Genomic DNA, 18,115 nt, shown 5'->3' on the forward strand with positions numbered 1-18,115 from the left:
TGCATACGGGCTCGCAATATTGCTTAAAAAAGTTCCAAACTCGGGGAACAATCCGCCATCTGCGGCGTTTGCTCCCGTTAAGGCAGGGTCCGGGAATGGTCGAGAAGTTCAGTCAGCAGAGAGACTTGTTCGAGAGTGAACGCAGTTTCCGCCTGTTGGTTGAAGGGGTCGCGGACTACGCCCTCTACATGCTGGATCCCACCGGGATCATCACCAGCTGGAACATCGGCGGCGAGCGCATCAAGGGCTATTCGCCCGGGGAGATCCTCGGCCAGCACTTTTCCCGTTTTTACACCGAGACCGACCGCGCCAACGGCAAGCCCGCCCGTGCGCTTGGCATCGCGCGGGACAAGGGCCGCTACGAGGAGGAAGGCTGGCGCGTCCGCAAGGACGGCACCTTCTTCTGGGCGAGCGTCGTGATCGATCCCATCTACGAGGACGGCAAGCTCGTCGGCTTCGCCAAGATCACACGCGACATCACCGAGCGCCGCAATACCCAGATCAAGCTCGAGGCGATGCAGAAGCAGCTCGCCGAATCCCAGAAATTCGATGCGCTCGGCCAACTCACCGGCGGGGTCGCCCACGACTTCAACAATCTCCTGATGATCATCAGCGGCAGCCTCCACATGCTGAAGCGAGGGGCCGACGACGAAGCCAAGCTTCAGCGCGCGATCTCGGCCATCGAGACCGCCACCAGGCGTGGCGCCGCGCTGACCAACCAGCTCCTCACCTTCGCACGGCGGCAGAGCGTCAATCCGCAGGCAATCGACTTCGCCGATCGCATCGCGGCGATCCGCGAGGTGCTCGATGCCGGCGTCGGCAGCTCCGTGCGCCTGGCTTTCGACGTCAGCGGCGACGTCTGGCCGATCAGGACCGACGTTTCCGAGCTCGAGACCGCGCTGCTCAACCTCGTCATCAATGCCCGCGACGCGATGCCCGACGGCGGCACGGTGACGATCGCAGCGCGCAATCTCGTGCTCGACGAGGACCCCCTCGTGGGCGAATTCATCGCGATCGACGTCAGCGATACCGGCCTCGGCATTCCCTCCGACGTTCTCGACAAGATCTTCGAGCCGTTCTTCACCACCAAGCCGATCGGAAAGGGCACCGGCCTCGGTCTCTCCCAGGTGCACGGCTTCGCCCATCAGGCCGGCGGCACGATCCGGGTCGCGAGCGCGCTCGGCAAGGGCACGACCTTCACCATCCTCCTGCCGCGCGGAGAAGACGAGCCATCGCGCGAGGCGGCGGGAGAACCGGCGTTCCAAGGCAGCGGCACGGTGCTGCTGGTCGAGGACAATCCGGACGTCGCCGCCGTCAGCATCGGTCTTCTGGAGCAGCTTGGCTATCAGGTGCGTCGCGTCGCGGACGCCGAAGCCGCCTTGAGCGAGATCGAGAAGAACGGCGTCGACTTCGTGTTCTCGGATATCGTCATGCCCGGCAAGATGGACGGGCTCAGCCTCGCCCATCACCTCCGCCAGATCCGTCCCGGCCTGCCGATCCTGCTCGCCACCGGCTACAGCGAAGTCGCCGCAGGCGTGCGCGGCGATTTCCCGATCCTGCGCAAGCCCTACGAGATCCACGAATTGAGCGAAGCGATCGCCAAGCTGCCGCGGTAATTCTTCAGCTACACCGTCGGCAACACCGAGAACGCCTCGCCTGCCCGGCGCAAGTTCAGCTCATCGACGTCGGCCGTCTCGCTGGTGACGCTGTCGACGCGCGAGGACGGCGGGCCGTGGCGGCACAGCGCCACCATGTCGGCGACGTGCTTCGGCGGCCCCGCGAACAGCGCTTCGACGCTGCCGTCACGGCGGTTGCGGACCCAGCCCTCGAGACCGCAGGTCGTCGCCTGATGCTCGAGCCAGGCCCGGTAGCCGACGCCCTGTACGCGGCCGCGGATCATGACCTGGAGGATCGCCCGGTTCATTGTTTCAGTCCGAGGACATCGGCGCTGCGCGCCTTGACGTCGGCCTCGCGCGTGAGCCGGCTGGTCAAGTCCGACGACGGGAGGCCTTTGAGAGTCTTGGGCGCAGTGCCGTCGCGCAGCGCCTTCTGCGTCTCGTAGACCGCCTGCGTTGCGGCCGCGATCGGCGCGTGGCCCTGAAGCGCGATGCGCACGCGCTGGCCAGCGAGGTATTCGAGCACGTTCAACTCCTCCGGCGCGCCGCCGAGCACGATCGGCAGGCGCGTGGCGGATGCGATCGCCTCGAGCTCGGCGCGCGACTTGATGCCGGTGAAGAACAGCGCATCGACGCCGGCGGCCTCAAAAGCCCTGGCGCGGCGGATCGCATCCTCGATCGAGGTGATCGAGGCCGCACCGGTGCGACCCATGATGACGAGCGAGGGGTCGCCGCGGCCGTCGATTGCCGCCTTCATCTTGCCGACGCCCTCCTCCAGCGAGATCAGCTGCGTCTTCGCTTCGCCGAAGCCGGCCGGCAACAGCGTGTCCTCGATGGTGAGGCCGGCGGCGCCCGCCGTCTCCAGCTCCTGCACCGTGCGGCGCACGTTGAGCGCGTTGCCATAGCCGTGATCGGCATCGACCAGCACCGGAAGTGCCGCCGCACGCGACATCCGCCGCATCTGCTCGGCAAGCTCGGTGAGCGTGATCAGCGTGATGTCGGGGTCGCCGAGCACCGCGAGCGAAGCCACCGAGCCGCCGAACATGCCAAGCGGAAAACCGAGATCCTCTGCGATGCGGATCGAGATGGCGTCGTAGACCGAGCCGGGATGGACGCAAATCCCGCCCGACAGGATCGAGCGCAGTTTTTCGCGGCGGGAACGAAAGGCCATGGTGATGTCTCTGTTAGGTCACGGAGGCCGCAGCATACTCCGTCATTGCGAGCGAAGCGAAGCAATCCAGAAATGCATCCGCAGAGACAGACTGGATTGCTTCGTCGCGGAGCCTGTCATCGGGCCGCGCTTCGCGCGGACCCGGTGGCTCCTCGCAATGACGTTACGCAAATTCCAAAATCAGCGCGTCCACCGCGAGCGTCGCGCCGGCGCTGGCGTGGATCTTCTTCACCGTGCCGTCCTGCTCGGCGCGCAGAACGTTCTGCATCTTCATGGCTTCGACCACCGCGAGCGTCTCGCCGGCCTTGACCTCCTGCCCTTCGATCACCGCGATCGAGACCACGAGGCCGGGCATCGGACAAAGCAGCTTCTTGCCGGTGTCGGCAGCCGTGGTCACCGGCATCAGCCGCGCCGAGGCAGCTTCCGCTTCGGTCCAGACATAGACCGGCACCTCGACGCCCTGATGCGCGAGGCGGATGCCGTTCGCGATCGGGCGCACCTGCACCGCCACGACGTGCCCGTCGATGGTGCCCTGCCAGACCGGATCGCCCGGCTTCCACGCCGACTGCAACAGATGCGGATTGCCGGCCTTGCCGTCGGCATCGACGAAACGCACCGCGACCGCCTCGCCCTCGCGCGCGACTTCCAGCAGGATCTCCTGGCGGTCGAGCCAGACCGCACGGCGACGCTCGCGTTGCACGATGCGGCCGCCCATCTGACCCGAGATCTGCCGCTTGCGCTCGCCCAGCACGTGATCGATGGCGGCGCCGACCGCGGCAAGCCGCCGTGCGACCTCGCCCTCCGGCACGCGCATGGCAAAGCCCTTGGGGAATTCCTCGGCGATGAAGCCGGTGGAGAGCCGGCCTTCGCGCCAGCGCGGATGATGCATCAGCGCCGACAGGAACGGGATGTTGTGTCGGATGCCGTCCACATAGAACGAGTCCAGCGCGGTGGCCTGCGCCTCGATCGCGGCCGCGCGCGACGGCGCGTGGGTGACGAGCTTGGCGATCATCGGATCGTAATGGATCGAGATCTCGCCGCCCTCCTGCACGCCGGTGTCGTTGCGCACGGTGATGCCGTCCTGGCTCGCTTCCGCCGGCGGACGGTATTTCACGAGGCGACCGATCGAGGGCAGGAAGTTGCGGAACGGGTCCTCGGCGTAGAGGCGCGACTCCACTGCCCAGCCCGTCAGCGTGACGTCCTTCTGCGTGATCGCGAGCTTCTCGCCGGCGGCGACGCGGAGCATCTGCTCGACGAGGTCGACGCCGGTGACGAGCTCGGTGACGGGATGCTCGACCTGGAGGCGCGTGTTCATCTCCAGGAAGTAGAAGCTCTTGTCCTGCCCCGCGACGAATTCGACGGTGCCGGCGGAGTCGTAATTCACCGCCTTGGCGAGTGCGACCGCCTGCTCGCCCATCTTGCGGCGGGTGGCTTCGTCGAGCAGCGGCGACGGCGCTTCCTCGATGACCTTCTGGTTGCGGCGCTGGATCGAGCATTCGCGCTCGCCGAGATAGATCACGTTGCCGTGCTTGTCGCCCAGCAGCTGGATCTCGATATGGCGGGGGTCGACGATGAACTTCTCGATGAAGACCCGGTCGTCGCCGAACGAGGCCTTGGCCTCGGCCTTGGCGAGGTTGAAACCCTCTGCGACCTCGGAGGTCGAATGCGCGATGCGCATGCCCTTGCCGCCGCCGCCGGCGGAGGCCTTGATCATCACGGGATAACCGATCTCGTCGGCGATCTTGACCGCGTGCGTGGCGTCCTCGATGACGCCGAGATAGCCGGGCACGGTCGAGACTTTCGCCTTCGCGGCGGCCTTCTTGGATTCGATCTTGTCGCCCATCGCCGCGATCGCGCCCGGGTTGGGGCCGATGAAGACGATGCCGGCCGCCTCCAGCGCGCGCGGAAACGCCTCACGCTCGGACAGGAAGCCGTAACCGGGATGCACGGCCTCGGCGCCGGTCTTGCGGCAGGCCTCCACGATCTTCTCGATCACCAGATAGCTCTCGGCCGCAGCCGGCGGGCCGATCAGCACGGCCTCGTCGGCCATCTCGACATGGAGGGCGTCGCGGTCGGCCTCGGAATAGACCGCGACCGTCTGAACTCCCATGCGGCGAGCGGTCTTGATGACCCGGCAGGCGATTTCGCCGCGATTGGCGATCAGAATGCGTTTGAACATGCTTTTCTTGAGTCTCGACCTTGGGCGGGACCCTTCCCTGGCCGTTCGAGCCTATGGGACGGGCCGTGTGGCTCCCGTGGTACATCAAAATAGGCCGGAGGCAACGGTCAAAATCCGGGTCCTCTGGCGTACCAGCGCAAGACCAAAGCTAGACCGAAACGGGCCTGGCGGGCCCCTGGGCGGCCTACGGCTTCTCGGCCTTGCCCACATTCCGGACCAGGCCGTGAATGAAGCCGAGCTTCTCGACGACGACCGGCGAGAGGATGAACGGATAGAGGTCGCGCATGCCCATGGCGCGGTTGACGCTGTTCATGGCGAAGGTGAAGGGCAGCCATGCGTTGACGATCGCCTCGACGTCCCTTGCTTCGTAAGGGTTGAAGCGGATGCGCGTCGTCAACTCCCCGTCGCGATCGACCTTGGGGCGCACCTCCATGCCGAACTCGCTGGCCATCTCCAGGGTGTCGACGATGTGAAGATAGTGCGCCCAGGTCTCGGCGAAATCCTCCCACGGATGCGTCGTCGCGTAGGCAGAAACGTAGTTCTGCTGCCAGTCCGGCGGGGCGCCTTCGGCATAGTGGCGCTGCAAGGCCTGGCCGTAATCGGCGGAATCGTCGCCGAACACGGCACGGCATTCGTCCAGCTTGCCGCCGTCGCGCACCAGCACGTCCCAGAAATAGTGCCCGACCTCGTGGCGGAAATGCCCGAGCAGCGTCCGGTAGGGCTCGCCCATCTCCAGCCTGCGCCGCTCGCGCTCGATGTCGTCGGCCTCGGTCAGCGCGATCGTGATCAGGCCGTTGTCGTGACCGGTCAGGACCTTCTGCCCGCTCTGCGGATCGTCGGCGAGGAAATTGAAGATCAGGCCATGTTCGGGATTGTCCTGCCGGGTCTGGAGCGGCAGCTTCCAGCGGATCAGGGAATAGAACAGCCGGTGCTTCGCCATCTCCAGCTCGCGCCAGCCGGCGAGTTGCGCCGGATCCGACAAGTCCGGCACGACGCCGTTATGGCGGCAGGCGCGGCAGTAGCCGGTAATGTCGCCCGCGTCCGTCAGCCAGTTGCAGGCATCATGCTCGGCATTGCTGCACAGCATGCGACTTTCGCCCTCGGTGGCCAACGTCCGCCAGGTCCCGCCTTGAGCCTCTCCGTCGGTTTCGATCGCCGACATGGTCTCCTTCTCGGGCAGGAACGCGACACGATGGCCGCAGCGTTCGCAGGCGCGGTTCTCGAAATAGATGACGTTGCCGCAGGCCTGGCAGACAAAAAGCTTCAAGATTTAGCCTCTTCGGAAAGCAAGTTTTTATGAATGAAAGTTGCGGCGCCTCGCGGATACGCGCGCGGAGGGCTCATCGTTCCAAGGTTCGGAACAAATAGCCAGACCCGGCGTTCTTTCATGCCCACCACACTGCATTCGGCCGTCTTTCTTTCCATATACCCTTTGGGCAATGGCCATCACGCTTCGTCTGTGTGAATATCCGTCCGCCACGTGCGCTCTCGCATCACCCCGGCCAACGCCTTGAACGATCCTTTGCCCGAGACCATCGCCGCCGAAAGGCTGCGCCAGCACCTGCAAGACGTCGCGCGCGAGCGCGACAACGCCTATCGCGCGCTCCAGGAACGCGAAGCTGAGCTTGCGCGCATCCAGCGCATCGGCAAGGTCGGCGGTCTCGAAGTCGACTTCCGCGAAGGCTTCAAGAACCGACGTTCGCCGGAATATCTGATGCTCCACGGCCTGCCGCCGGAAGCCGCCGACGAGTCGCACGAGGACTGGATCAATCGCATTCATCCGGACGACCGGGACGCTACGGTGAAGCACTTCATCGATGCGCTGTCCGGCAGCAGCGAGGACTACACCGCCGAATACCGCATCATCCGTCCCAGCGACAGCGAGACCCGCTGGATCCGAGTCGTCGCCAAGATCGAGCGCGATCGTGACGGCCACGCCCTCCGCCTCGTGGGCGCCCATATCGACGTCACCGACCAGATGCTGGTGCGCGAGACCCTGCGCGAGAGCGAGGAGCGCTTCCGGCTGATCGCCGACAGCGCGCCGGTGCCGATCTGGGTCACCAAGCTCGACCGCACGCGGTCCTTCGCCAACCAGGCCTATGTCGATTTCGTCGGCCTGCCCTATGACCAGGCCATCTCCTTCGACTGGCGCAAGGTGCTGCATCCGGACGACCTGCCGCATGTGCTGCAGCAGTCCGTCCAGGGTGAAGCATCGCTCAAGCCGTTCGTGCTGGAAGCCCGCTACAAGAACGCCGACGGCGAATGGCGCTGGCTGCGTTCGGAATCGCAGCCGCGCAGGGACCCGACCGGCAGGCATATCGGCTTCATCGGCGTGGCCCATGACATCACGGTGGCCAAGCAGGCCGAAATCGAGCTGCGGCAGCTCAACGAGACGCTGGAAGAGCGCATCGTCGAGCGCACCGCCGAGCTCGAATCCAACGAGGCGCGGCTGCGCGCGATCCTGGAGACCAGCAACCAATACCAGGGCCTCGTCAATCTCAGGGGCGAGCTGCTTTACGCCAACACGACCGTGCTCGACGCCATCAAGGCGAGCCCTGCGGACGTGATTGGAAAGCCGTTGTGGCAGACGCCCTGGTTCAGCACGACGGAGGGCATGAGCGCGCGGGTGCGCGAGGCCTTCGACACCGTGCTCAAGGGCGAAGCCGTGCGGCTGGAGATGCGCCTGCGCCTTCCCATCGGCGAGCGCGATTTCGAATTCGGCATGCGCCCGGTGCTCGACCGCCACGGCAACATCACCGGCGCAGTGCCCGAGGCAGTCGACATCACCGAGCGCCGCCGCGGCGAGGAAGCGTTGCGGCAATCGCAAAAGATGGAGGCGATCGGCCAGCTCACCGGCGGCGTCGCGCACGACTTCAACAATCTGCTCACCATCATCCGCTCGGCCACCGATTTCCTGCGCCGCCGCGAGCTGCCGGAGGAGCGCCGCCGCCGCTATGTCGATGCCATCTCCGACACCGTCGAACGTGCCTCCAAGCTGACCGCCCAGTTGCTGGCGTTTGCGCGCCGGCAGCCGCTGAAACCGCAGATCTTCAACGTCGGCAGCCAGGTTGAAGGCGTCGCGCAACTGGTCCGGCCGCTGGTCGGTGGCCGCATTGAAATCGCGGTGGAGGTTCACGATGGCGACTGCTTCACGGTCGCCGATATCGCGCAATTCGAGACCGCGCTGATCAACCTCGCCATCAACGCCCGCGACGCGATGGACGGCGAAGGCCGTCTCACCATTGCGGTCCGGAAAGTCCAGGGCATCCCTAACCTGCGCGCGCAATCGGCGCGCGGCGGCGACTATGTCGCGATCTCGGTCGCCGACACCGGCAGCGGTATCGCGCCCGAAAACATCGAGGCGATCTTCGAGCCGTTCTTCACCACCAAGGAGGTCGGCAAGGGCACCGGCCTCGGCCTGAGCCAGGCCTTCGGTTTCGCAAAGCAGTCCGAGGGCGACATCGCCGTGACGAGCACGCATGGTGAAGGCGCTACCTTCACCATCTATCTGCCGCGGGCGCAAAGCCCCGCGACAGCTCAGGAAGCCGCGGCGCTGACCTATGAGGCCGCGGCCACCGGGCGCGGCTATCGCGTGCTCGTGGTGGAAGACGACGACGAGGTCGGCCGCTTCTCCACGGAGCTGCTGGAAGACCTCGGCTATGTCGTCCGCCGCGCCGCCAACGCCAATGCGGCGCTCGCCATCCTCGGCGAGAACGAGTTCGCCGTCGACCTCGTCTTCTCGGACGTCATCATGCCCGGCATGAACGGCGTCGAGCTCGCCGGCATCATCCGAGAACGCTATCCAGGCCTGCCCGTCGTGCTCACCTCTGGTTACAGCAACGTTCTCGCCGAGAACGCCGATCGCGGATTCGAGCTGATCCAGAAGCCGTATTCGGTGGAATTGCTGTCGCGCATCCTGCGCAAGGCGATCACGGCAAAGCCATCGGTGACGCGGTGAGTGTAAATCCAAGAACGCTACGTCATCCCGGCGCAGGCCGGGACGATGGCTGGATGTTAGGGTGCGGTTGCCCGCATAACGACCGCTGAACGGCATCCCATCGGATATTGATCGGCTGAAACTCGGCCCCACCACGCTGGCGCCGGCGCTGTGCTGCCGGCAATTGACTTTTGAGGAGCCCTCCGATGCGCGGAACCAGGGCGGCATCACAACGGTTGCTGCCGGGGTGAATTTGAGCCTTGATCGAGAGACCGATGTCGAGCCAGAATCGCGATCAAGGCCCCGATCAGGCGAGGCGTGCCGGCCGCGCGTTGGATGCAGCGAATTTTTTCCTCGCCGACGTCCGCGACGGGCTCGGGCCTTATCTCGCCGTCTATCTCTTCACCGAGCAGCGGTGGGACGAGGCGCGCATCGGCCTCGTCATGTCGATTGCGACGATCGCGGGCATCGTGGCGCAGACGCCGGCCGGCGCGCTGCTCGATGCGACGCGGTCCAAGCGGCTGGTGATGGTGATCGCCGCGATTATGGTCACGATCGCCTCGCTGTCGCTGCCGTTGTTTCCCGGCTTCATGCCGGTCGCGATCTCCCAAGGCATCGCGCAGGCCGCCGCCGTGGTGTTTCCGCCGGCGATCGCCGCGGTCTCGCTCGGCATCTTCGGCCATGCCGCCTTCACCCGGCGGATCGGCCGCAACGAGACGTTCAATCACGCCGGCAATGCTGTCGCGGCCGGGCTCGCAGGTCTCTCCGCCTATTGGTTCGGACCGACTGTCGTGTTCTACCTTCTCGGCGCCATGGCGATCGCGAGCCTCGTCAGCATCCTCGCAATCCCCGCCCGCGCCATCGATGACGATCTTGCCCGCGGGCTCGACGACGTCGATGCGGACGAGCAGCCCGAACGTGCCTCCGCTCTCAGCGTACTGCTGACCTGCCCTCCTCTGCTGGTGTTTGCGATCTGCGTCCTGCTCTTCCATCTCGCCAACGCCGCGATGCTGCCGCTGGTCGGCCAAAAGCTCGCCTTGCAAGACAAGAACATGGGTACCAGCCTGATGTCCGCCTGCATCGTCGCGGCGCAATTGGTGATGGTGCCGTTCGCGACGCTGGTCGGCGCGAAGGCCGACCGCTGGGGCCACAAGCGCTTCTTCCTCGCCGCGCTTCTGATCCTGCCGCTTCGGGGGGCGCTCTATACGCTTTCGGACAATCCGTTCTGGCTGGTCGGCGTGCAGCTTCTCGACGGCGTCGGCGCCGGCATTTTTGGCGCGATCTTCCCCGTCATCGTCGCCGACCTCATGCGGAACACTGGCCGCTTCAACATTGCGCAAGGCGCCGTCATCACCGCCCAGAGCATTGGCGCGGCGCTGTCGACGACGCTCGCCGGCTTCGTCGTCGTTGGCGCGGGTTACAGCGCGGCCTTCATCACGCTCGGCGCGGTGGCCGCAATCGGCGCCGCCGTCTGTTTTGTCGCGCTGCCCGAAACGCGGCAAATCGCAGACGGCGATCCGCTCCCCCGGGGGAAGACAGCGACGGCGGCTTCCGCTATCGCTGCCGAATGAACCGACACATCTCAAGGATCGACCGTGCCGTCTGACGCCATCCTGGCCTGGAGCATCATCGTCGCCGCGACCGCAGGCGTCATCATCCGGCCCTTTCGCTTGCCGGAGGCGATCTGGGCTGTCATTGGCGCCAGCGCACTGGTGCTGCTCGGCTTGCTGCCGTGGCGGGATGCGCTCACGGGCATCGAGAAAGGCGTCGATGTCTATCTCTTCCTGATCGGCATGATGCTGATCGCCGAGCTGGCGCGGCTCGAAGGCCTGTTCGACTATCTCGCGGCGCTCGCCGTGGAATATGCCGGCGGTTCGCCGCAGCGGCTGTTCCTGCTGATCTATATCGTCGGCACGCTCGTCACCGTCCTGCTCTCGAACGACGCCACCGCGATCGTGCTGACGCCCGCCGTCTATGCCGCGACGCGCGCCGCCGGCGCCAAGCCGCTGCCTTATCTCTTCGTCTGCGCATTCATCGCCAACGCCGCAAGCTTCGTGCTGCCGATCTCCAACCCGGCCAATCTCGTCGTGTTCGGGGCGCATATGCCCGAGCTCACCGAATGGCTGCGCCTGTTCGCCCTGCCCTCGGCGGCCTCGATCCTGCTGACCTATGTCGTGCTGCGGCTGACCCAGCACCGCGCCCTGAAGGAAGAGACGATCGCGCGCAGCGTGCCGCATCCAAAGCTCGGCCGCGGCGGCAAGCTGACGGCCATCGGCATCGTGGCGATCGGCATCGTGCTGGTCACGGCCTCCGCGCTGGACAAGCAATTGGGCCTGCCGACCTTCGTCTGCGGCGTGGCGACGGCCGCCATCGTGCTGCTGCTCAGCCGGCAATCGCCGCTACCCGTGCTGCGCGGCGTCTCCTGGAGCGTGCTACCGCTGGTCGGCGGGCTGTTCGTGATGGTGGAAGCGCTGATCAAGACCGGCGTGATCGGGCAGCTCAGCGCGCTGCTGCATGAAGCTGTCGGGCAATCCGTGACGAATGCGGCCTGGAGCGTCGGCATCGCCACCGCGATCGCCGACAACATCGCCAACAATCTTCCCGTCGGCCTCGTTGCAGGCTCGGTCGCCGCCGGCGATCATTTGCCCGCGCCGGTCGTGAGCGCCATCCTGATCGGCGTCGATCTCGGGCCTAATTTGTCGGTGACCGGTTCGCTCGCGACCATCCTGTGGCTGGTGGCGCTGCGGCGGGAGAAGATCGAAGTCGGCGCCTGGCCGTTCCTGAAGCTCGGACTACTGGTGACGCCGCCCGCTCTGATCGCGGCATTGGCTGCCGCGATCAGGTAGTTGCGAGATCAATCGTTCTCGTAGCCGTAGACTTCCGGCAGGATGAAGATCGCGGCGAGCAATCCGATCAGGGGGAAGATCGCGACCATCAGCGTGGCGTTCGCCTGCCCGATCGCAGCAAACACCGTCGGGAACAGGAAGATCGCCAAGAACGACGGCAGCTTCACGAACATGTAGGCGAAGCCGCTGGCGGTACCGCGATATTTCGGCTTGGCGACCATAGTCGGGATCGTCATGCAGTTCGACGCATCCCAATAATGGCCCCACAGCATCGCGGCAGCCGCGAACGGCAGCAGGATCTTGTTATCGGTGTAGAGCGCGAAGGCTGCGACCAGCAGCGAGACCAGCACGATCGAGAAGCCCGCGATCGAAATACCGCGATGGCCGATCTTCGGCGTCAGCAGCGGGCCGACCCAGCCCGATACGGCGGCGAAGGAGAACAGCGCCATCGTCACCAGATTGATGCCGAGCACGCTCGACACGCCGACCATCACAAAGAGCACCGGCAGATAGAACGCGAAGGTCGAGAACTCGCTAGCTTGCGCGAAGCAGGCGATCCAGCCGTAGATCGTGGCGCGCCAGCGGATCGGATCCTTCTTGAGGTCGGCGAGGAAGGCGCGGGTGGAGACCTTGGGCACTTCCACGTCATGGTCCGGCAGCATGGCGAGATCGTCGTTGAACATCTCGCGCGCGACCTGCTTGGCCTCGCGGTAGCGTCCCTTCTGCACCAGCCACACCGCCGTCTCGGGCACGTCGTGCCGCATGATCAGGATGATCAGCGCCGGCAGCGCGCCGAGGCCGAGCGTCACCCGCCACAGCGTCTCGTGGTGAATGTCGAGCAGCAGGAAGATCACGATGACGCCGATCGTCAGGACTTCGCCGACCGCGAACATGAACTGCCAGCGGTTGCCCATCACTTCGCGCTCACCCTTGGCCATGGATTCCATGATGTAGGTGTAGCCGGTCGAGATGTCCGAACCGAGCGGAATGCCGAGCAGGAAGCGGATCACGACGAGCCAGCCGACGCTGGGCACGAAGGCCTGCGCCAGCGCCAGCACGATGAACAACACCATCGTCACCAGGAACATGACGCGGCGGCCGATCTTGTCGGAGAGCCAGCCGCCGAGCAGTGCGCCGATCATGGCGCCGCCTTGCGTACCAGCCGCGGCCAGGCCCAGCATCAGCGGATCGGGATTGAACTGCTCCTTGATGAAGATCAGCACGAAGGCGATCGAATAGAGGTCCCACGCTTCGACCAGGATCGAGGCCATCATCAGCCAGCCGACCTTGTTGCCCTTGGGACTGTAGTTCGTGATGAGGTAGCGGACCGCGGCTTCGCTCGCGGTCGGTTGTGGCATCGCCATCGTCGACATCTTTGGTCCTCTCTTCAAAACTCTCTTACGTGCCAAGCAGCGGCTCGATGCTGCAATCGAGCAGGCGCGGGTCGATCCCGACCTCCATGCCGGTGAACATTTCGCCCATGTAGTCGATCAGTGCATCGCTCGCCTTCACCGCGTCCTCGACACGACGATTGGCAACCGCACTAAGAATAGCCAGATGATGATCGATTGTTCCTGACAGCTCGGCCTGTCCCGGCATGAACCGGTGGTGGATGTAGCCGATGCGCCGGTACAGCGTGTGCAAAGGGCGCAGCGTGTGCACCAGAAACGGTTCGCCTGCCGCCTCCAGCACCAGCGCGTCGATGCGACGGTCGATATGATTGAACTCGTCGAGGGTCAGACTGGCGCGGCGCTCGCGCAAAAGTCGCTCGATGTGCAGCGCCTGATTGCGGTGCGAGAGGCTGGCGCGATCGGCCGCAAGCCGGATCACGAAGCGCTCCATGTCGCGGCGCAAGGCCAGCAGCATGCGTTCGCGTGCCAGATCGATCGGCGCAATGCGCAGACCGTGCCGCGGACGGATGATGATCAACGTATCGGCGGAGAGACGATTGACGGCGTGATGCACCGGCGTACGGCCGAACCCGGTGATGTGTTGCAATTCCAGCATCGTCATGAACTGGCCGGGCTTGAGCTCGCAATGGACGAGCAGCTCTTCGATCCTCTGATAAGCGAGCTCGAAGAAGTTGAGACGGTTGCGCCGGGAGGGCTTGGCCTCGCCGTCGTCATTCCTCACCACCTCGAGCGCGCGCTTACGCGTTGCCATGTCGTTTCTCCCCTCGGCCCGCGCCGTCGTTGCAGAGCGGCGCCTAGTTGGTGATATCCCTAAAACATGTTGTGATATATTACAAGCGAGCGTAAGACTCCGCGCGTGTCCGCACCATGCTGCGGTGCAGAATGACAACAAGACGGCGCTGCGCGCGCCTGCGATGGGAGGAGTATTGCCGTGAAGATCACGTCGATCGAGACGCTGCGCACCGAAGAATTCTCCAACGTCATCTGGGTGCGCGTCTACACCGACACGGGCATGATCGGTCTCGGCGAAACCTTTTACGGCGCCGGCGCAGTTGAAGCCCAGATCCACGACACCTTTGCCGGCCGCCTGCTCGGCCGCAATCCGCTGCATATCGAGGCGATCCATCGCGACATGCTGAATCTGCCGATGGCGCAGTCGTCCACCGGCGTCGAATATCGCGCGGCTTCGGCAATCGACATCGCGCTGTGGGACCTGTTCGGCAAGGTCTGCAATCAGCCGGTACACCAGATGCTCGGCGGCCTCTGCCGCGACAAGCAGCGCATCTACAACACCTGCGCCGGCACTCAATATGTCCGCTCCACCAATATCAGCCCGGTCGCGAATTGGAATCTCGGTGGCTCCAAGGGGCCCTACGAAGACCTCGACGGCTTCATGAACAACGCCGATGCGCTCGCCGAAAACCTGCTGGAGAGCGGCATCTCCGCCATGAAGATCTGGCCGTTCGATCCCGCGGCGCAGGAGAACAAGGGTCTCTACATCTCCGCCGCGCAGATGAAGCAGGCGATCGAGCCGTTCGAGAAGATCCGAAAAGCGGTCGGCGACAAGATGGAGATCATGGTCGAGCTTCACTCGCTCTGGAACCTGCCGACCGCCAAACAGATCGCGCGCGCGCTCGAGCCCTACAAGCCAACCTGGTACGAGGACCCGATCCGGATGAACTCGCCGCAGGCGCTGGCCGAATACGCCCGCTGCACCGACGTCTGGGTCTGCGCCAGCGAGACGCTCGGCTCGCGCTTTCCCTACAAGGACATGCTCGACCGCGACGCCATGCACGTGGTGATGGCGGATCTGTGCTGGACCGGCGGCCTCACCGAAGGCCGCAAGATCGCGGCGATGGCCGAGACCTATCACCGGCCCTTCGCGCCGCACGACTGCATCGGCCCGATCGGCTTCATCGCCGCCATCCACATGTCGTTCAGCCAGCCCAACACGCTGATCCAGGAATCGGTGCGCGCCTTCTACAAGGGCTGGTACAATGAGCTCGTGACCACCATGCCCACGATCAAGGACGGTTTTGTCTATCCGATGGAAGGCCCCGGCCTGGGCGTCGACCTTCTGCCCGCCGTATTCGACCGCTCCGATCTGACCGTGCGCCGTTCCAACGTCTGAGGATCTTTTGAGATGAGCACCGCCCTCTTCGACCTTTCCGGCCGCACCGCGCTCGTGACCGGCTCCTCCCGCGGCCTCGGCCGCGCCATCGCCGAAGGCATGGCCAAGGCCGGCGCCAGGCTGATCATCAACGGCGTCGATCCCAAGCGCGTCGAGCAGGCCGTCGCCGAGTTTCGCGCCGCCGGCCACCAGGCCGAAGGCGCCGCTTTCAACGTCACCGACGAGCCCGCGATCGTCGCCGCCTTCAACGACTTCGACAACAAGGGCATCGCCGTCGACATCCTCGTCAACAATGCCGGCATCCAGCACCGCAAGCCGCTGGTGGAGTTCACCACCGACGAGTGGCGCAAGGTGATCGAGACCAACCTCACCAGCGCCTTCGTGATCGGCCGCGAGGCGGCCAAGCGCATGATCCCGCGCAAGCACGGCAAGATCATCAATATCGGCTCGCTCGGCAGCGAGCTCGCGCGTCCCACGATTGCGCCCTACACCGCTGCCAAGGGCGGTATCAAGAACCTGACCCGCTCGATGGCGGTGGAATGGGCCCAGCACGGCATCCAGGCCAACGCGATCGGCCCCGGCTACATGTTGACCGACATGAACGAGGCGCTGGTCAACAACACCGATTTCAACAATTGGCTGATGGGCCGCGTCCCCTCCAAGCGCTGGGGCCGACCGGACGAGCTGGTGGGCGCAGCGATCTTCCTGGCGTCGGATGCCTCGACCTATGTCAACGGCCAGATCATCTATGTCGATGGCGGCATGATCGCTGCGATGTGAGCCGCGAAACGCTGAGGGAGCCAACCATGCGCGCCGTCGTCATTCACGCACCGAAAGATCTGCGGATCGATAGCTATCCGGATGCAGCGCCCGGTCCGGGTGAAGTCCGCGTCAAGATCGCGAACGGCGGCATCTGCGGGTCCGATCTGCACTACTATCATCACGGCGGCTTCGGTGTCGTGCGCATCCAGCAGCCGATGGCCCTCGGGCACGAGATCGCCGGCGTGGTCGCAGCCATCGGTGACGGCGTCGCGAACGTGAAGCCGGGCACCCGCGTCGCGGTCAATCCGAGCAAGCCGTGCGGCCAGTGCCTGCATTGCCAGGAGGGTATGCGCAACCAGTGCCTCGACATGCGCTTCCTCGGCAGCGCGATGCGCTTTCCCCATGTGCAGGGCGGCTTTCGCGAATTCATCACGGTCGATGCGGCGCAGGCCGTTCCGATCGCCGACAAGCTGTCGCTGGCGGAAGCCGCGGTCGCCGAACCGCTCGCGGTGTGCCTGCATGCCGGCAAGCAGGCCGGGCCCCTGCTCGGCAAGCGCGTGCTGATCACCGGCTGCGGCCCGATCGGCGCGCTGATGATTTTGGTCTCACGCTTCGGCGGCGCCGCCGAGATCGTCGTGACAGATGTTGCCGACGCGCCGCTTGCCGTCGCCAGGAAGCTTGGCGCCACTCACGCCATCAATGTCGCGGCCGATGCCACGGCGCTCGATCCCTGGCGGACCGGTAAAGGTGTGTTCGATACTCTGTTCGAAGCCTCGGGCAACCAGGCCGCACTGCGCACCGCGCTCGACGTGCTCAGGCCCGGTGCCATACTGGTGCAGCTCGGTCTCGGCGGCGAGATGACGCTGCCGATCAACTCCATCGTCGCCAAGGAATTGCAGCTGCGCGGCACCTTCCGCTTCGATCCCGAGTTCGAGCTGGCGGTGCGGCTGATGGGTGACGGCCTGATCGACGTGAAGCCGCTGATCACGGCGACCATGCCGTTCGAGAACGCGGTCGCAGCGTTCGAGCTCGCCAGCGATCGCTCGCAGTCGATGAAGGTGCAGCTGACGTTCTGAGCGAGGACCGCTGCTATTGGTTCTCGATCAACCGGTCGCTGACCAGCCGCACCGCGCCCCGTTTCCACGAATAGTCCGCGCCCAGGCGCAGGCCGCTGTCGCCGCGTGCGAGCACCGCGCCGGTCCTGGCGTCGCGCACCTGGAAACCCAGCGTGTATTCGGTGCGGCTGACCCGCCGCACCACGCCGATCAGCGACTGGTCCGCGCCGAGCTTCTGCGCAATCGCCGCCTCGCAGCCGTCGCAGTCGCGCAACGCACGCGCCTTCAGCGCCTCGCCGCCGACATCGACGATGCGGTAACGGCCGGATTGACCCAGCGCCTCGCGCACGCTGCCGGTGACCTCGGCCAGATATGACGCATCCGATGTGGCCGGCGCGCCAGCCGAAGCGGCGGTCGTATCCTCTAGCTCGAAATCGAAGACGGCCATGGCAATCGGCGCAGGCGTGGCGAGTGCGGCCATGATCTCGCGCGACACGAAGATCTCGGCGCGCTCCCATGATTCATCATTGTCGCCCCGGAAGGTGTAGAGCTTGTCCATCACGACCTTCCTGCCGCCGACGTCGATCACGGCGATCTTGGCCCATTGCACCAGCGTGCTCGTCTTCTGGATGCCGCCGATCACCTTGAACGCCGCGCCGTCCTGGGCCGACGACACGAGCCGGTAGCGCCGATCTCCGCCGATATCTTGCCGGAGCGCGGCCATGAAGGCCGCCAGCCGTCGCTCGTGGGCGGCGGTCTGGTTGGCGGGCTCTGCTGACGTATCGGTATAACTGAAATCGTCCATGGCGATGCCGATGGCGGTCTCGGCGCCGGCCAGCGCATAAGACACCGGAAGGACGACGAGGAGACAGACTGAGAGGATCAACCGGCGCAGGTGCATAATGTGCCTCGTATGACGGAGCGGCGCGCCAATCTGGACGGCGCAATCAGGACATGCAGCGGTGCCGGTCCCGGCGATGGCCGGGAAAATTTCACGACGGTGCAC

14 protein-coding genes are annotated in these 18,115 nt (G+C 65.2%); 7 read left to right on the forward strand and 7 right to left on the reverse strand.

All coding sequences use genetic code 11. The annotated features are described in order from the left end of the window. Positions 1 to 95 precede the first annotated feature (95 nt). Positions 96 to 1,616: a PAS domain-containing sensor histidine kinase gene (locus IVB45_RS22010; RefSeq protein WP_027567405.1), complete on the forward strand. Its 1,521-nt coding sequence runs from the start codon at positions 96 to 98 to the stop codon at positions 1,614 to 1,616. Between the two features lie 8 nt (positions 1,617 to 1,624). Here the strand turns inward: IVB45_RS22010 and IVB45_RS22015 are convergent, their stop codons facing one another. The 4 genes from IVB45_RS22015 to IVB45_RS22030 all read right to left on the reverse strand — a co-directional run bounded on the left by IVB45_RS22015 (position 1,625) and on the right by IVB45_RS22030 (position 6,233). Further along, positions 1,625 to 1,924 (reverse strand): acylphosphatase, encoded by a 300-nt coding sequence (locus tag IVB45_RS22015; RefSeq protein WP_247361758.1) that lies wholly within the window; start codon positions 1,922 to 1,924, stop codon positions 1,625 to 1,627. After that, the gene (locus tag IVB45_RS22020; protein ID WP_247361760.1) at positions 1,921 to 2,787 is read right to left on the reverse strand and encodes an isocitrate lyase/PEP mutase family protein; all 867 of its coding nucleotides are present in this window, start codon (positions 2,785 to 2,787) and stop codon (positions 1,921 to 1,923) included. The genes IVB45_RS22015 and IVB45_RS22020 overlap by 4 nt, the downstream gene beginning before the upstream one ends. A 163-nt stretch (positions 2,788 to 2,950) precedes the next feature. Then, on the reverse strand, positions 2,951 to 4,966 hold the full coding sequence (locus tag IVB45_RS22025) for an acetyl/propionyl/methylcrotonyl-CoA carboxylase subunit alpha (RefSeq protein WP_247361763.1): 2,016 nt from the start codon (positions 4,964 to 4,966) through the stop codon (positions 2,951 to 2,953). 184 nt (positions 4,967 to 5,150) lie between these two features. After that, the gene (locus tag IVB45_RS22030; protein ID WP_247361766.1) at positions 5,151 to 6,233 is read right to left on the reverse strand and encodes a putative zinc-binding peptidase; all 1,083 of its coding nucleotides are present in this window, start codon (positions 6,231 to 6,233) and stop codon (positions 5,151 to 5,153) included. A 213-nt stretch (positions 6,234 to 6,446) separates the two neighbouring features. On the opposite strand from IVB45_RS22030, the gene IVB45_RS22035 reads away from it, so the two are divergent. From IVB45_RS22035 to IVB45_RS22045, 3 genes are all read left to right on the forward strand, one after another. Further along, a complete protein-coding gene (locus tag IVB45_RS22035; protein WP_247361768.1) occupies positions 6,447 to 8,924 on the forward strand; it encodes a PAS domain S-box protein in 2,478 nt (825 codons plus the stop codon). A gap of 254 nt (positions 8,925 to 9,178) precedes the next feature. Further along, positions 9,179 to 10,474, forward strand: a complete 1,296-nt coding sequence (locus IVB45_RS22040; RefSeq protein WP_247361770.1) for an MFS transporter — start codon at positions 9,179 to 9,181, stop codon at positions 10,472 to 10,474. Positions 10,475 to 10,498: 24 nt separating this feature from the next. Further along, complete coding sequence (locus IVB45_RS22045) at positions 10,499 to 11,749, forward strand: arsenic transporter (RefSeq protein WP_247361773.1); 1,251 nt, start codon at positions 10,499 to 10,501, stop codon at positions 11,747 to 11,749. A gap of 8 nt (positions 11,750 to 11,757) precedes the next feature. Here the strand turns inward: IVB45_RS22045 and IVB45_RS22050 are convergent, their stop codons facing one another. Next, positions 11,758 to 13,122, reverse strand: a complete 1,365-nt coding sequence (locus IVB45_RS22050) for an MFS transporter (RefSeq protein ID WP_027567411.1) — start codon at positions 13,120 to 13,122, stop codon at positions 11,758 to 11,760. Positions 13,123 to 13,147: 25 nt separating this feature from the next. Beyond that, positions 13,148 to 13,912, reverse strand: a complete 765-nt coding sequence (locus IVB45_RS22055) for a GntR family transcriptional regulator (RefSeq protein WP_247361776.1) — start codon at positions 13,910 to 13,912, stop codon at positions 13,148 to 13,150. A gap of 180 nt (positions 13,913 to 14,092) precedes the next feature. On the opposite strand from IVB45_RS22055, the gene IVB45_RS22060 reads away from it, so the two are divergent. The 3 genes from IVB45_RS22060 to IVB45_RS22070 are packed head-to-tail and all read left to right on the forward strand — an operon-like array spanning position 14,093 to position 17,130. Continuing rightward, complete coding sequence (locus IVB45_RS22060; protein ID WP_247361779.1) at positions 14,093 to 15,292, forward strand: mandelate racemase/muconate lactonizing enzyme family protein; 1,200 nt, start codon at positions 14,093 to 14,095, stop codon at positions 15,290 to 15,292. Between the two features lie 12 nt (positions 15,293 to 15,304). Next, a complete protein-coding gene (locus IVB45_RS22065; protein WP_247286955.1) occupies positions 15,305 to 16,072 on the forward strand; it encodes an SDR family oxidoreductase in 768 nt (255 codons plus the stop codon). 26 nt (positions 16,073 to 16,098) lie between these two features. Next, a complete protein-coding gene (locus IVB45_RS22070) occupies positions 16,099 to 17,130 on the forward strand; it encodes an L-idonate 5-dehydrogenase (RefSeq protein ID WP_247361782.1) in 1,032 nt (343 codons plus the stop codon). Positions 17,131 to 17,143: 13 nt separating this feature from the next. Here the strand turns inward: IVB45_RS22070 and IVB45_RS22075 are convergent, their stop codons facing one another. Then, positions 17,144 to 18,010 (reverse strand): DUF3280 domain-containing protein, encoded by an 867-nt coding sequence (locus IVB45_RS22075; RefSeq protein ID WP_247361784.1) that lies wholly within the window; start codon positions 18,008 to 18,010, stop codon positions 17,144 to 17,146. Positions 18,011 to 18,115: the final 105 nt, after the last annotated feature.

Source organism: Bradyrhizobium sp. 4, assembly GCF_023100905.1.
In the GTDB taxonomy this organism is placed as follows: domain Bacteria; phylum Pseudomonadota; class Alphaproteobacteria; order Rhizobiales; family Xanthobacteraceae; genus Bradyrhizobium.

What these genes read in the sequence shown, in the direction of transcription:
- IVB45_RS22040 (WP_247361770.1), top strand. Translation starts at nt 9,179, where the DNA reads ATGTCGAGCCAGAATCGCGATCAAGGCCCCGATCAGGCGAGGCGTGCC.
- IVB45_RS22075 (WP_247361784.1), bottom strand. Translation starts at nt 18,010, where the DNA reads ATGCACCTGCGCCGGTTGATCCTCTCAGTCTGTCTCCTCGTCGTCCTT.
- IVB45_RS22020 (WP_247361760.1), bottom strand. Translation starts at nt 2,787, where the DNA reads ATGGCCTTTCGTTCCCGCCGCGAAAAACTGCGCTCGATCCTGTCGGGC.
- IVB45_RS22065 (WP_247286955.1), top strand. Translation starts at nt 15,305, where the DNA reads ATGAGCACCGCCCTCTTCGACCTTTCCGGCCGCACCGCGCTCGTGACC.
- IVB45_RS22070 (WP_247361782.1), top strand. Translation starts at nt 16,099, where the DNA reads ATGCGCGCCGTCGTCATTCACGCACCGAAAGATCTGCGGATCGATAGC.
- IVB45_RS22050 (WP_027567411.1), bottom strand. Translation starts at nt 13,122, where the DNA reads ATGTCGACGATGGCGATGCCACAACCGACCGCGAGCGAAGCCGCGGTC.
- IVB45_RS22015 (WP_247361758.1), bottom strand. Translation starts at nt 1,924, where the DNA reads ATGAACCGGGCGATCCTCCAGGTCATGATCCGCGGCCGCGTACAGGGC.
- IVB45_RS22055 (WP_247361776.1), bottom strand. Translation starts at nt 13,912, where the DNA reads ATGGCAACGCGTAAGCGCGCGCTCGAGGTGGTGAGGAATGACGACGGC.
- IVB45_RS22010 (WP_027567405.1), top strand. Translation starts at nt 96, where the DNA reads ATGGTCGAGAAGTTCAGTCAGCAGAGAGACTTGTTCGAGAGTGAACGC.
- IVB45_RS22025 (WP_247361763.1), bottom strand. Translation starts at nt 4,966, where the DNA reads ATGTTCAAACGCATTCTGATCGCCAATCGCGGCGAAATCGCCTGCCGG.